12 protein-coding genes are annotated in these 14,598 nt (G+C 31.6%); 11 read left to right on the forward strand and 1 reads right to left on the reverse strand.

Going from position 1 to position 14,598, the window contains the following annotated elements; translation table 11 throughout:
* Positions 1 to 131 precede the first annotated feature (131 nt).
* On the forward strand, positions 132 to 2,513 hold the full coding sequence (gene pheT / locus WBG30_RS09450; RefSeq protein WP_424504407.1) for a phenylalanine--tRNA ligase subunit beta: 2,382 nt from the start codon (positions 132 to 134) through the stop codon (positions 2,511 to 2,513).
* Between the two features lie 97 nt (positions 2,514 to 2,610).
* Here the strand turns inward: pheT and WBG30_RS09455 are convergent, their stop codons facing one another.
* Positions 2,611 to 3,474 carry a YitT family protein gene (locus WBG30_RS09455; protein ID WP_424504408.1) on the reverse strand — a complete coding sequence of 288 codons (864 nt, stop codon included), beginning with the start codon at positions 3,472 to 3,474 and terminating at the stop codon, positions 2,611 to 2,613.
* A gap of 269 nt (positions 3,475 to 3,743) precedes the next feature.
* Between WBG30_RS09455 and WBG30_RS09460 the strand changes: the two genes are divergently transcribed.
* The 10 genes from WBG30_RS09460 to WBG30_RS09505 all read left to right on the forward strand — a co-directional run.
* Positions 3,744 to 4,763 carry an alpha-hydroxy-acid oxidizing protein gene (locus tag WBG30_RS09460; protein ID WP_424504409.1) on the forward strand — a complete coding sequence of 340 codons (1,020 nt, stop codon included), beginning with the start codon at positions 3,744 to 3,746 and terminating at the stop codon, positions 4,761 to 4,763.
* A gap of 198 nt (positions 4,764 to 4,961) precedes the next feature.
* Positions 4,962 to 6,137, forward strand: a complete 1,176-nt coding sequence (locus tag WBG30_RS09465; RefSeq protein WP_424504410.1) for a DUF3798 domain-containing protein — start codon at positions 4,962 to 4,964, stop codon at positions 6,135 to 6,137.
* Between the two features lie 73 nt (positions 6,138 to 6,210).
* Positions 6,211 to 7,803, forward strand: coding sequence for a sugar ABC transporter ATP-binding protein (locus WBG30_RS09470; protein ID WP_424504411.1), 1,593 nt, complete (start codon positions 6,211 to 6,213; stop codon positions 7,801 to 7,803).
* Entirely contained in the window at positions 7,790 to 8,815 is a 1,026-nt protein-coding gene (locus WBG30_RS09475) for an ABC transporter permease subunit (RefSeq protein ID WP_424504412.1), read from the forward strand. The genes WBG30_RS09470 and WBG30_RS09475 overlap by 14 nt, the downstream gene beginning before the upstream one ends.
* Before the next feature lies 1 nt (position 8,816).
* The gene (locus WBG30_RS09480; RefSeq protein WP_424504413.1) at positions 8,817 to 9,920 is read left to right on the forward strand and encodes an ABC transporter permease; all 1,104 of its coding nucleotides are present in this window, start codon (positions 8,817 to 8,819) and stop codon (positions 9,918 to 9,920) included.
* Entirely contained in the window at positions 9,920 to 10,285 is a 366-nt protein-coding gene (locus WBG30_RS09485) for a DUF6672 family protein (RefSeq protein ID WP_424504414.1), read from the forward strand. The genes WBG30_RS09480 and WBG30_RS09485 overlap by 1 nt, the downstream gene beginning before the upstream one ends.
* A gap of 257 nt (positions 10,286 to 10,542) precedes the next feature.
* A complete protein-coding gene (gene nadA / locus WBG30_RS09490) occupies positions 10,543 to 11,445 on the forward strand; it encodes a quinolinate synthase NadA (protein ID WP_424504415.1) in 903 nt (300 codons plus the stop codon).
* Positions 11,446 to 11,447: 2 nt separating this feature from the next.
* The gene (locus tag WBG30_RS09495; protein WP_424504416.1) at positions 11,448 to 12,815 is read left to right on the forward strand and encodes an L-aspartate oxidase; all 1,368 of its coding nucleotides are present in this window, start codon (positions 11,448 to 11,450) and stop codon (positions 12,813 to 12,815) included.
* Complete coding sequence (gene nadC, locus WBG30_RS09500) at positions 12,796 to 13,635, forward strand: carboxylating nicotinate-nucleotide diphosphorylase (protein WP_424504417.1); 840 nt, start codon at positions 12,796 to 12,798, stop codon at positions 13,633 to 13,635. The genes WBG30_RS09495 and nadC overlap by 20 nt, the downstream gene beginning before the upstream one ends.
* Before the next feature lie 377 nt (positions 13,636 to 14,012).
* Positions 14,013 to 14,598, forward strand: a 586-nt coding sequence (locus WBG30_RS09505; RefSeq protein ID WP_424504418.1) for an EamA family transporter, incomplete at its 3' end; no start/stop codon positions are given.

Consider the following 14,598-nt stretch of genomic DNA (forward strand, 5'->3'; position numbering starts at 1 on the left):
AGAAAAAACACAACTCTTTTCCTGTTGTCATTTACTCGATTGACGAGTATGTAAATTTATTATAACAACAATAAATTTTTAATGTCAAAAAAGCAAAACTTAGAGGAAGAGTTAATAATTTGGAGGAAAAAATGTTAATATCTTTAGAATGGTTAAAAGAATATGTAGAGATAAATGAAGATGTTAAAGAGCTTGAAAACGCCTTAACTATGATCGGTCAAGAGGTTGAGGCAATAGAAGAGCAAGGACAACATCTAGATAACGTAGTGGTAGGACATGTTGTAGAATATGGTCAACATCCTGATGCAGATAAATTATCACTATTAAAGGTAAATGTAGGGGAAGAAACTCCACTACAAATAATCTGTGGAGCTCCTAATCATAAATTAGGAGACAAGGTAATAGTAGCCAAAATAGGAGCTGTTTTACCCGGAAACTTTAAGATTAAAAAAGCTAAGGTAAGAGGAGTAGAATCTTGTGGAATGCTTTGCTCAGAGGCAGAATTAGGAATGGGTACAGATGGAGATGGAATTGTTATTTTATCTGAAAATGCGCCTATCGGAGAAGATATCAGAACACACTTAGGATTAGATGACATAATTTTTGAATTAGAGATTACACCTAACAGACCTGACTGTCTATCTCATATTGGTATAGCAAGAGAGGTTGCAGCTTATTATGAGAGAAAGGTAAAATATCCTGTTTCAGATACTAGAACTTTAAATGGACCATCTGGAATTGTTGTAGATATTAATGACGATAAAAGATGTACTAGATACAGTACTAGAATATTAAAAAATGTAAAGGTAGAAGAATCTCCGGAATGGTTAAAAAGAAGATTAAAATCTATAGGACTTAGACCAATAAACAATATTGTAGATATAACAAATTACATTATGTTTGAGTATAATCAACCTATGCACGCTTTTGATAATTCTAAATTAGAGGGATCAAAAATAACTATAAGAGAAGCTGGAAAAGGTGAAAAGATCATAACTTTAGACGGTGAAGAGAGAGAGTTAAATAACTCTGAATTAGTTATCGCTGATGAAGAAAAAGCTGTAGCAATAGCTGGAATTATGGGTGGGAAAAATACAGAGGTAGATGAAAATACTACTGAGATCTTATTAGAAGTGGCATACTTCACGCCTGAAAACATAAGGAAAACTTCTAAAATATTAGGATTATCTTCTGATTCTTCATATAGATTTGAAAGAGGAATAGATAGAGATAATACCTTAGTTGTATTAGAAAGAGCATCATCTTTAATTCAATCTATAACTGATTGTGAAGTTATAGGAGAATACGTAGATATATATATAGATCCTTATACTTCTAGGGAAGTTTCTTTAGATATTAACAGATTAAATAAATTTGTAGGTAAAGAAATAGAATTAGATACAGTAGGAAAAATCTTAAATAGTTTAAATATGCAAATAAAAAATAGAGGAGAAAATAAAATTTCTGTAACTCCTCCATCATATAGAAATGACATTACTAGATCAGCAGATCTATATGAAGAGATCATTAGAATGTATGGTTTTGAAAATATTGAAGATAAGATGCCAATAGAAAATATCAAAGCTGGTGTAGTAGATGAGGAATTCCAAAATACTGATACTTCTAAAAAACATTTAAGAGATATGGGATTACAAGAAGTTATAAACTATAGCTTTATTCCTAGAGGAATTTTAGAGAAATTAAAAATAGAAGCAGAAACTATCGATATTAAAAACCCTATAAATGAGGATATGGTAACACTTAGACCTACTTTAATGTATGGTTTACTTACTAATATCAGAGATAATTTCAATAGAAATATAAATGACCTTAAAATATTTGAAGTATCTAGAACATTTACTAAAGCAGAAACTTTAGCTGATGAAGTTGTAAAAGTAGGAATTGCTTTATCTGGTAGAGAGGAAAGAAATCTATGGGATGCCAAACCTGAAGCTTATGATTTTTATGATCTAAAAGGGTATGTAGAAGCTTACTTAAAAGATATGGGAATGACTAGATATCAATTAAGAAGAACTGAAAACAAAAGTTACCATCCAGGTAGAGCGGTAGATATCTTAGTAGGAAGAGATTATATTGGTACTTTTGGAGAGATCCATCCAGATGTAGCAGAAGCTATGTCTATCTCAAGAGAGAGAGTATATCTAGCAGAGTTAGAACTAGCTAAGGTAGTAAAATATGGAAAAACTAAGATAAAATATGGGAAGATAGTAAAATATCCAGCAGTAAATAGAGACTTAGCTATCTTAATGGATAGAGATAAATTAGTTGGAGATATGTTAGGTGATATTAAAAAATCTTCTAATATCATCGAAAGTGTTAATTTATTTGATATATATCAAGGTGAAAAAGTAGAGGCAGATAAAAAATCAGTAGCTATTAATATAGTACTTAGAAAAACAACAGGAACTTTGGAAGAAAATGAAGTAACTGGTGCAATTGATAAAATCTTAGGACTTATCAAGAAAAAGTATCAAGGTGAAATCAGACAATAATTTAATGAAAACCCCTTCTAAATGTTTAGGAGGGGTTTTCTATGTAATTAAAATTTATAAAAACTTTGATTATAGATTTATTAGATATAATCTATTTTTATTCGTCTTCTGCATCGCCAAAAACTTCATATACTTCTGAGATAACAATGAAAGCTGTTGGGTCTATTCTTCTCATAAACACCTGTAAATCACGAAGTTGTTTATTCTTTAATATGACCATGATCATTTTTCTCTCAGAATCCTGGATACGACTTTTAGTCATAATAGTAGTGCTTTCAGTTTGGATATCATTTGCTAGAAGCTCTTGTATTTCATCATATTTTGAACTGGTAATGTATACCATCTTACTATGGCTTACCCCTTCAAATATTTTATTTAAGATTAGGTTACAGGTAAACGCAGATAGGATAGCATAAAGACCTCTTTCTATTCCAAAAACTACTATTCCACTTCCCATAACAAGCATATCTAACATTAAGATAGCATGAGGGACTGGTAGTTTAGAGTACTTACTGATAACTTGTCCCAAGATATCGGCTCCTCCCATACTTCCACCAAATCTAAAGATTAAACCCATTCCGGAACCTAAAAATAATCCCCCAAAAATAGGTGCTAAAAGTAAATTCCCACCTTTTGCATAGTCAATTACAGATGTATTGTTTAATAATGATTGAAATGTTTGGGTATAAAAAGCTAAACCCACGATTCCAAAAAAAGTTTTGAACCCATATTCCTTTCCGAATACTTTAACACCTAAAATAAATATAGGGATGTTAAAAATCAAAATAGTAAGACCAATAGGTATACCCATTCCATAAAATAATATAGTAGCAACTCCTGGAACTCCACTACTGACCAGTCTACCAGGAACCAAAAAAATTCCTATTCCAACAGCCGATAATATAAGTCCTAAATTAATAACAAAATAATCAAAAAATAACCCCTTTAAGTGTCTTTTCATTTGCTCTTACCTCCCCCCGATTTAATAAAGTTTATTAAACTTTAAATTTTATTGATTTAAATTATTTATTCTATAAATCGATAAATTCTAGCATTTTTAAAACAAAAAAGATACAATAAAATTAGTTATTTTTTTCGTTAGAAAAAAACATGAAAAATTATAATTTTTATAGTTATTTTATGATAAGTTTTAAGAAATAAAAATCAAATAAATCTAAAGAATTTTTTGTATGTTTTATGAGAGGTAATATATAAATATGGAGGTAAAAAATGAATTTAATAGAGGTAAAGAATAATGCCCGTAAAAAGATGAAAGGTGTATGTGCTATATGTCGTGAATGTAACGGTGTATGGTGTAGAGGGATGGTTCCAGGAATGGGAGGAGCAGGAAATGGTTCGACTATGCAGAGAAATTATAATAAATTAAATGAGATAAGAATTATGATGAAAACGTTACATAATGCTAAAGATCCGGATGTTAAATTTAATTTTTTAGGAACGGTTCTTTCTAGTCCAATAATGGTAGCTCCTATAACAGGATTAAACTATAATGCTGGAGGAGCTGTAGAGGAAAAAGACTATATAGATGATATTGTAAATGGAAGTTTAGAATGTGGGACTATGGCTATGATAGGTGATGGTGGAAATCCAGATTTTTATAGATGGGGAGTAGAAGCTATAAAAAAAGTGGATGGGAATGGTATAGCGATAATAAAACCTCGTGAAAATTCTGAGATCATAAAGAGAATAAGGATGGCTGAGGAAGCTGGAGCATTGGCTGTAGGGATAGATGTAGATGGAGCGGGACTATTGGTTATGAGTACTATGGGACAGCCTGTAGGGCCAAAATCAGTGAAAGAATTAAAAGAATTAGTAAATTCAACAAAATTACCATTTATATTAAAAGGAATTCTCAGCGTAGAAGAAGCTGTGATTGCCATGGAAGCAGGAGTAGCAGGTATCATAGTATCTAACCATGGAGGTCGTGTATTGAATGGTACTATTAGTTCGGTTGAAACTCTATCTGAAATATCGGCAGCTGTAGGAGATAAGATGGTAGTAATAGCAGATGGAGGAGTAAGGGAAGGAATTGATATACTAAAATTTTTAGCACTTGGAGCTCATTGTGTATTGGTGGGAAGACCTATTATTTGGGGAAGTGTAGGTGGAAGAAAGGAAGGAGTTAAATTAACTTTAGAAGCTTTAAAAAATCAACTATATCAAGCTATGATACTTACAGGTACTGATAGTTTGGAAAAAATAAAAAATAATATGATATGTAGGAATTAATAAAAAAATTAGAATAATAAAAAGGTGCTAATAAATTAGCACCTTTCTTAAATTAAAGATAAAGTTGTTTGAAATTATTGACAAAGTGTCTATAATAGAGTAAAATCAGTACTAATAGTTCAATCTGTATTTCAATATCGGAATGTAGTGCCAATTAAATGGTATTTATATAAAAATTTATTTAAAGGAGATGAAAGGATGAAAAAATTATTTTTATTAGTTACAATGTTTATAATGTCGGCGTTTACATTTTCAGCAGATTATCATATTGGTGTAGTATCTGGGACAGTATCTCAATCAGAAGATGGACTTAGAGGAGCTCAAGAATTGATAAAGCAATTTGGAGCTGCAGAAGATGGTGGAAAAGTAGTTCATATAACTTATCCAGATAACTTCATGCAAGAAATGGAAACTACAATTTCTCAAATTGTAAGTTTAGCAGATGATCCAAAGATGAAAGCTATAGTTGTAACAGAAGCAGTTCCTGGGACAGTGGAAGCGTTTAGAAGAGTAAGGGAAAAAAATCCTGATATTCTATTAATTGCAAATAGTCCACATGAAGATCCAGAGATGATTGCAGATGTATCAGATTTAGTATTAAACCCTGATAATGTGGCTAGAGGTTACTTAATTGTAAAAGCTGCACAAGAGATGGGAGCAAAGAAGTTTATGCATATATCGTTTCCTAGACATATGAGTTATGAACTTTTATCTAGAAGAAGAGATATTATGAAACAAGCAGCATCGGATTTAGGAATGGAATTTATAACTATGACTGCCCCAGACCCTGTAAGTGATGTTGGAGTAGCAGGAGCTCAGCAATTTATTTTAGAAAAAGTACCTTCATGGTTAAAAAAATATGGTAAAGACACTGCGTTTTTTGCAACAAATGATGCACAAACTGAGCCTTTATTAAAAAGGGTAGCAGAAGATGGAGGATACTTCGTAGAAGCAGATTTACCTTCTCCAACAATGGGATATCCTGGAGCTTTGGGAGTTAAATTTGATAAGAGTGAAAAAGGAAATTGGCCTAAAATATTAAAAAAAGTTGAAAAGTCAGTAATTGAAGCTGGTGGTTCTGGAAGAATGGGAACATGGGCATATTCATATAACTTTGCAGCAGCAGTAGCTTTAGGAACTCATGCTATAGATGTAATAGAAGGAAAATCAGAGATAGATAATTTTGACCAAGTTATGGCATCTTTAGGAATGCAAAGTCCTGGAGCAGGTTGGAACGGAAGTCAATATGTTGATGTTGATGGAATAGAGAGAGAGAACTTTTTATTAGTATATCAAGATACTTATGTATTTGGAAAAGGATATTTAAATATGACAGATTTAGAAGTACCAGAAAAATATTTTGAGATCAATTAAAACCTAACTTAGATAAAATGGAGGGGCGAAAGCCCCTTTTTTATCATTAAACCGAGAAAAAGGAGGAGAATGAGTGAGTGAACTACTTTTAAAAATAGAAAATTTATCCAAATCATTTGGTGAAAATTGCGTATTAAAAGATATAAATATAAGTATAGATAAGGGCGAGATAATAGGCTTAGTAGGTGAAAATGGAGCAGGAAAATCTACTTTAATGAAAACTATATTTGGGATGCCTGTAATTCGAGAAACAGGTGGATATGGTGGGAGTATAAAATTTGAAGGGAAAGAGATAGACTTTAAATCTCCATTTGATGCTCTTGAGGCAGGAATAGGAATGGTGCATCAAGAGTTTTCCCTAATACCTGGATTTGAAGCTACTGAAAATATAGTTTTAAATAGGGAATCGACTAAAAATAGTTTTTTAGAAGTTTTATTTGGAGATAGAATAAAAAAATTAGATAGTTTAGAAATGGAAGCTAGAGCTGGAATAGCAGTAGGGCATCTAGGTGTAAAGATGGACCCAAAAACTATAATAAAAGAGATGCCGGTGGCACATAAACAATTTACAGAAATAGCACGTGAGATAGAAAGAGAAAATACCAAGTTGTTAGTTCTCGATGAACCTACAGCAGTGCTTACAGAATCAGAGGCAGAGATCTTACTGCAAACCATGAAAAGGTTGGCCAATGAGGGTATTTCCATAGTATTTATCACCCATAGATTAAATGAAATTATGCAGATAAGTGACAAAGTAGTAGTGCTTCGGGATGGTGTCTTGATAAAGGAAGTAGAAACAAAGAAAACTAGTGCTCACGAGATAACAGAATGGATGATAGGTAGAAGTTTTAGTGAATCAGAAACTATAAAAAAAGTAACTGAAAATAAGGAAGTTCTCTTGGAATTAGATAAGTTTTGGGTAGATATGCCTGGAGAAACAGTTAAAAAATTAGATTTGAAAGTATACAAAGGCGAAATATTAGGTATAGGCGGAATGGCAGGACAAGGAAAACTAGGAATAGCTAATGGCATTATGGGGTTATATACAACTGGAGGAAAACTAAGTTTTAAAGGGAAAAAACTTGAATTGAATAAACCAAAACTGCCTTTAGAAAAAGGTCTTTTCTTAGTATCTGAAGACAGAAAAGGAGTGGGACTACTTTTAGATGGAACTATTGAAGATAATATAGCTTACTCTGCAATTCAAATCAAGGATGAATTTATAAAAAAATATCTTGGAGGCTTAGTAGAATGGGTCGATGAAAAAAATGTAGAAAAAAATGCATTGGAGTATATAAAAAAATTAGAGATTAGATGTATAAGTTCTAAACAGACCGCTGGAGAACTTAGTGGTGGAAATCAACAAAAAGTCTGTCTAGCTAAGGCATTTACCATGAAGCCAGAATTATTAATGGTTTCAGAGCCTACCAGAGGAATAGATGTAGGAGCCAAAAAATTAGTTTTAGAAACTCTGCGTGAATACAATGAAAAATACGGTACTACGATAATTATAACTTCTTCAGAACTTGAAGAACTTCGAGGGATCAGTGACAGGATAGCTATAATAACAGAAGGGAAAGTAGCTGGAATATTGCCTCCAGAAGCAGATATAATTAAATTTGGAGAATTGATGGTAGGGATAGGAGGAACTGATGGAAAAAATTAAAAGTTATATTGAAACGATGGGATGGCCGAGGATAATAATAGCATTATTTCTTTTTAGTATGTATGCGGTGGCTCCATTTGTAGGTTTAAATTTAGGAACATCTCTAAGTGATACATTGATAAGATTTGGAATGAACGCTATCTTAGTATTGTCTCTTATGCCTATGATATATTCTGGAACAGGGTTAAATTTTGGTTTGCCTCTAGGTGTAGAAGCAGGCTTAATTGGTGCGGTAATAAGTGTAGAAATGGGTCTTACTGGAGTTTTAGGATTTTGGGGAGCTATTATAATGGCAATTCCATTTGCAATTATATTTGGATGGGGATATTCACAGATACTAAATAGGGTAAAAGGTGGAGAGATGATGATCGCTACCTATGTAGGATTCTCCTCAGTAGCGATCATGTGTATCATGTGGCTAATATTACCTTTTAAAAGTCAGGATATGATCTGGGCATACGGAGGTTCTGGTCTTCGTACAACAATCAGTATAGAAAATTATTGGCAAGGAGCGCTAAATAGTATATTTCCAATGGCAGATAAGATACCTTTTGGAGAGATGATCTTTTTTGGCTTTTTAGCATTTTTGATGTGGGGATTCTTTAAAACAAAATCAGGTTTAGCGATGAAAGCTGTAGGAGCTAATCCAAAATTTGCCTTGGCAACAGGGGTAAATATAGACAAAGTAAGAACTAAATCAGTAATAATGTCTACGATGTTAGCTGCTATAGGAATAATAGTATATCAACAAAGTTTTGGATTTATTCAGTTGTACTTAGCACCATTTTATATGGCATTTCCAGCAATTGCGGCAATCCTTATAGGTGGGGCTTCTGTAAATAAAGCGACTGTAATAAATGTGATGATAGGAACTTTCTTGTTCCAAGGAATTCTTACAATGACGCCTTCGGTAATAAATAACTTGGTTAAAACAGATATGTCAGAAACTTTGAGGATAATAATTTCAAACGGAATGATCCTCTATGCTTTGACTAGGAAAGGGGGTAAGTAAAATGAAAAATAAAGGTAAAAAAATTATTATAAATAATATAGTGCCGATAGTAATATTAATAATGATTGTCATGGCTATTCCTATATCTGGATTGTCAGGGGGATATTTGGTTCAAGAGATGATTTCTAGACTTTCTAGAAACTCATTTTTAGTACTTTCTCTTATTATACCAGTAGTTGCAGGAATGGGATTAAATTTTGGAATAGTTTTAGGAGCTATGGCTGGACAGTTAGGTCTTATCTTTATCACCGATTGGAGAATAGTTGGAATGGAAGGGATTTTATTAGCAGTTATAATCTCACTACCAATCGCTATTTTATTGGGTATATTAGGTGGGTATATATTGAATAAAGCAAAAGGTAGAGAAATGATAACCTCTATAATCATGGGATTCTTTATAAATGGTGTTTATCAACTAGTAGTTTTATATGGAATGGGAAATATTATTCCTATGACAAATAAAAAAATAATACTTAGTCGTGGATATGGGATTAGAAATGCCATTGATTTAAAAAGTATCCGTCAGATACTCGATCGTTCTATGATTGTGAAGATAGGGGAATTTACAATACCACTTTTGACTATATTAATAATAGGAGCCTTATGTTTGTTTATAGTTTGGTTTAGAAAAACTAAATTAGGTCAAGATATGAGAGCTATTGGGCAGGATATAGAGATAGCAAAATCTGCGGGAATAGCGGTAGAGAGAACGAGGATTTTATCAATTGTAATATCTACTGTATTAGCTTCTATTGGACAGATAATATTTTTACAAAATATAGGAACTATGAATACATACAATAGTCACGAGCAGATAGGAATGTTCTCTATCGCAGCGATCTTAATAGGTGGGGCAACAGCTGCAAGGGCAAGTATACCCAATGCCTTAGGTGGAATAGTATTATTTCATCTAATGTTTGTTATATCACCAAGGGCAGGAAAAGAATTAGTAGGATCAGCTCAGATAGGAGAGTTTTTTAGAGTGTTTATCTCTTATGGAGTAATAGCTTTGGCTCTGGTACTTCACCAATGGAGAAGGGAACAAGAAAATAAAGCTGAAAGAAAGAAAATGATGGATATGCAACTTTCTGGAGGTGAAAAATAATGAAAACTATTGCTGTAAGAGCAGGAGTTATTTTAGCTATGATCCTCTTGGCTATATTTTTATTTATAAGTGGGAAGGAACATGCAATATTTTTAGAAAATAAAGGTAAAACATATACTCCTAAAAATGCTTATTATATCTTGGATGGAAAAAAAGAAATTAAAATCAAGAAAAAGAAGAAAAAAAGAGAATATATAAAAGGTATCGACCATACAATAGAAATTAGATTTAAAGGTGCCGATGGAATAGAAAAAAAAGTTATCAAAGAGTTTAAAACAAAGATGGGTAAGAAGATAACAATAAATATAGCAATGATAGAAAGTGATTCATGGTTAAAAGTTGAAGATTTAAAAAGTAAAAAATAAAAAATAATTAAGATTATTCCCTGTTATGAAAATAATTGGGAATTTTTTTAGAAATAAAACAACTATAAAAGTTAATTTTTTCACAGAACAGAGTTGTAAGTCATTTATCACAAGAAAAAGTGGTTTTTATATTGTCCAACAGATTGAGAAAAAAATAACTTAAGTTCTTTATAAGCTTTTACCCCCTTGAAATTATTGAGAAAAGGTATTAGAATTTAAATCGTAGAGACATTTTAAATTAAAAAATGGGGGACGATATGAATCAATTGGAGAAGTTAAAAAAATTAAAGCAAGAGAAAAATGCAATAATCCTTGCACATTATTATCAAAATTCAGATGTACAGGATATTGCGGATTATGTAGGAGATTCTTATTATCTTAGTGAAGTTGGTAGGGACAGTGATGCAGATATAATTGTATACTGTGGTGTGAAATTTATGGCTGAAAGTGCTAAGATACTTTCACCAGAAAAGAAAGTATTGTTTCCTGTTCATGGAGATGCTACTTGTTGTATGGAACATCAAGCTACTCCTGGATTGGTATTAGAGATGAAAAAAAATCATCCAAATGCTAAAGTCATAACTTATATAAACTCATCAAGTGAGGTAAAGGCAGTATCAGATGCTTGTTGTACCTCTTCTTCAGCTTTAAAAATCGTTGAGAATATAGATGCTGATGAAATAATATTTGTGCCTGATCAAAATTTGGCTTCATATGTTTCAGAACAGACGAATAAAAAAATAATTCCATTTAATGGACAGTGTAATGTACATCACAAAGTTACTTCAGAAAATATAAAAAAATTAATAGATGAACATGGGAATATAGAAATTTTAGCTCATCCAGAGTGTCAAAAAAAGGTAAGAGATATCTCTACTTATGTAGGAAGTACAGCTGGGATACTAAACTATGCTAAAACTTCTCCTAATAAAGAATTTATTGTGGTAACAGAAAAAGGGATCTATCATCAGCTAAAAAAAGATAGCCCAAATAAGAGTTTTTATTTTCCATATATGATATGTTCTCCTATGAAAAGAGTGTTTATAGAAACTATCATAGATGCTTTGGAAAATGAAAAATGTGAGATAATAATGGATGAAAAACTTATAAAAAAAGCGAAAGTATCTCTTTTAAATATGCATAAATATGCAGGGGGATAGATATGAATTATGATGTAATAATTTGTGGAAGTGGAATAGCAGGGATTTATACTGCACTTAATATTAATAGCGGTTTAAAAATCGCAATAATTAGTAACAATAAATTAGAGAGTTGTAATACATATTTAGCCCAAGGCGGAATAACTACAGTTAGAGGAAAAGAGGATAGAAATTGTTTTATTGATGACACTCTCTATGCAGGTGGAAATGAAAATAATATAGAAACAGTAAAATTGGTAGCTGAAGAAGCGGATAAAAATATAAAAAAACTAGTATCTATGGGAGTACCTTTTAATAGAGATGATCATGGAAACCTATTATATACTAGAGAGGCTGCTCATTCTAAAAGAAGAATTTTATATTCAAATGATCAAACAGGAAAACATATATTTTTGACCTTAGCAGAAAAAATGGCAGAAAAAAAGAATATAACTGTTTATTCAGAGGTTGAAATATTAGATTTATTGGTGTCTAATAAAAAAGCTGTTGGAGTTATAGGAGTTAATAAAAAAAATAAAGTGTTAGAATTTCTAGGTGACAAAGTGGTCTTAGCTACTGGTGGAATTGGTGGGTTATTTAAAAATTCTACCAATAGGAGAAATCTTAAGGGAATAGGAATTGCTCTTTCAAAAAAATATGGGATAGAGATATCAAATATAGGTGCTATCCAATTTCATCCTACAGCATTTTATGATCCTCAGAGTGAAAGAAGATTTTTAATTTCAGAATCTCTAAGAGGAGAAGGGGCAAAACTAAGAGATTTAAAGGGGGATAGATTTATAGATGAACTTTTACCTCGAGATGTGGTTGCAGCCAGTATTGAAACAAAGAAAAAAGAGATAAGTTCACCCTATGTATATTTAGATGCTACAAAATTAAAGGAAGATTTTTTAAAAATAAGGTTTAAAGGTATCTATGAAAATCTATTGGAAAAGGGTTATAACCTTGCCCAAAATATGATTCCTGTAACAACTTCTCAGCATTATTTTATGGGAGGTGTAGTAGTAGATATGGATGGAAAGACTAGTTTAGAGGATTTATATGCCTGTGGCGAAATTGCATTTACAGGACTCCATGGAAGAAATAGACTTGCTAGTAACTCATTGTTGGAGGGACTGGTATTTGGAAACAGAGTAGCAGAGGATATAAATAGGGAAATTAAAAATGTAAAAGAAGAACTTCTACCGTCTTATCAGATAACCCACTTGATTGACGAGTACGAAAAAAATAATTTTAGTAAAAATGAATTTTTCGATGTCATAAAGAGTTCAATAGATATAGAAAAGACAAAGGAAGAAAATAGAAGAATAGTGATAGACGAAATATTAAAGGTTAGGGAGGATTTGAAAGATGAACTTTCTGTTGATTGATAAGGTTATAAAAGATGCACTATTAGAAGATGCTGTAATAGATGATATAACTACAAATTCAATATTAGATGCCAAAGCAACATGTGAAATAGACATGATTGCTAAAGAAGAGGGGATAATATGTGGATTAGAAGTTTTTAAAAGAACTTTTGACATCTTAGGTGGTGTGGAGATAGAATTCATGATTACCGAAGGATCAGTGGTGAAACCTAAAGAAATTATAGCTAAGATATCTGGGATAGCAAAAAATATATTGAGTGGAGAAAGGGTGGCTTTAAACTTGATTCAGAGGATGTCAGGGATAGCTACTAAAACTAATAAGATGGTAAAAATTCTAGATGGAACAGGGATAAAGATCATGGATACCAGAAAGACAACTCCTAATTTGAGATATTTGGAAAAATATGCGGTAAAAGTAGGAGGAGGGAATAATCATAGATATAATCTGATGGATATGGCTATGATAAAAGACAACCATATAATGGCTGCTGGAGGGAGTCTGACTAAAGCGGTATTAGCTGTGAGGAAAAATCATCCCTTTGTAAAAAAAATAGAGGTGGAAACTGAAAGCTTGGATCAAGTAAGGGAAGCTATAGAGGTAAGAGCGGATATTATAATGCTAGATAATATGGATGTAAAAACCATGGGGAAAGCTATCAAAATAATAGATGGAAAAGCTATAGTTGAGATATCTGGAAATGTAGATGAAAGAAGAATAACTGAGATCAGAGGATTAGAAGTAGACTATATATCCTCAGGAGCTCTGACTCATTCATATACATCACTTGATATAAGTATGAAAAATTTGAAATTAAGATAAAATTGGTAAAAGGCATATGTTTCTCATCGATTCCACCACTGTTTTTGTTTAAAGTTTTGATGATTATTGGATAGATTTTATATTTATCATCTATTAGTTATTGGTTAATATTTAATAGAAAGGTAAAGTTGCATTGTTGTTATTGTATCTTAAAAAAGGACAAAAGACCTGTTTTTATTAATAGTATTATAATATCATATTATCGTGAAAAAAATTAACTTATATAAATTTGTAATGAAAACAAAAGTTTATATGGTTAATTTAAATTAGCCACTATGAGTAAATTGCGAGCAGTTTATTTTTGGTAAGCTGTTTTTAATTTTTACGTATATAATATGGTATTGTTGATGTTGTTTAAAAATTTAGGTGGTGAAAAAATGGAAAAAAATGGATCAATAAATAAGTATATGATTTTTATTTTATTAGGAGCTTCGAGTTATGGAGTTCTTTCAACTTTTGTAAAATTGGCTTATGGTGAGGGATTTAGTCTAGGACAAATTGTGTTTTCTCAAACAGGAATAGGTTGTTTAGTCTTATGGCTTATGGTATTTTTAAAATTAAAAATAAATAAAGAGTATAAGATAAAATTTAGTAAAAGTGATTTAATAAAATTGATGTTGACAGGAATTCCAATTGGATTAACTAGTGTAATGTATTATAAATCTGTTCAGGAGGTCCCTGCTTCAATGGCGATTTTATTATTTTTCCAATTTACATGGATTGGAAATTTAGTAGAGTGTATTTTGGAAAAAAAAATTCCTTCTAAAATTCAAGTAATATCTATTATGTTACTTTTAATAGGAACAACGTTTTCATCTAATGTTTTTAATGGGGGGTTAAGTAGCTTAACATTTAAAGGTATAATATATGGACTTTTGGCAGCATGTTCATATACAGCATTTACTTTTGTTAGTGGGAAGGTTGCAACGAATGTAGATTCAATTCAAAGAAGTACTTTAATGT

Origin of the sequence: Psychrilyobacter sp., assembly GCF_049671765.1 — a bacterium.
Classification (GTDB): domain Bacteria; phylum Fusobacteriota; class Fusobacteriia; order Fusobacteriales; family Fusobacteriaceae; genus Psychrilyobacter.